This window comes from Bacillus cereus group sp. BfR-BA-01360 (assembly GCF_022663595.1).
In the GTDB taxonomy this organism is placed as follows: domain Bacteria; phylum Bacillota; class Bacilli; order Bacillales; family Bacillaceae_G; genus Bacillus_A; species Bacillus_A cytotoxicus.
This window is the reverse complement of the sequence record NZ_JAKUFV010000101.1, coordinates 1-242: the sequence shown is the minus strand read 5'-3', so window position 1 is coordinate 242 and position 242 is coordinate 1. Positions and strand designations below refer to the sequence as shown.

The following is a 242-nucleotide window of genomic DNA, read 5'->3' as shown; positions in this document are numbered from 1 at the left end:
TTTTCATTGATTTATATATGTGTTAATGTGTTTCGTTATCATATTCGCTTGTAAAATATAAATTAAGTAGTAAGTCTAAGTCATTTGAACGAATCCTATATCTCTATTTACCTAGTGATAAAATATCTACTTATTCTATTATTGTACTGGCCCCATAAAACTAGTAATAATAAGAATATGTTCCTTTAATTTGACCTTTTTTAAGTTCTCTACTTTTTCTGCTCCACCTAAACCTAATAGAG

Annotated in this window: 1 protein-coding gene; it reads right to left on the bottom strand. The window is 26.9% G+C overall.

Annotated features, from left to right (window positions below; genetic code table 11):
- Positions 1–138: 138 nt before the first annotated feature.
- Positions 139–242, bottom strand: a 104-nt coding sequence (locus MR056_RS22130) for a T6SS immunity protein Tdi1 domain-containing protein (RefSeq protein WP_242136743.1), incomplete at its 5' end; no start/stop codon positions are given.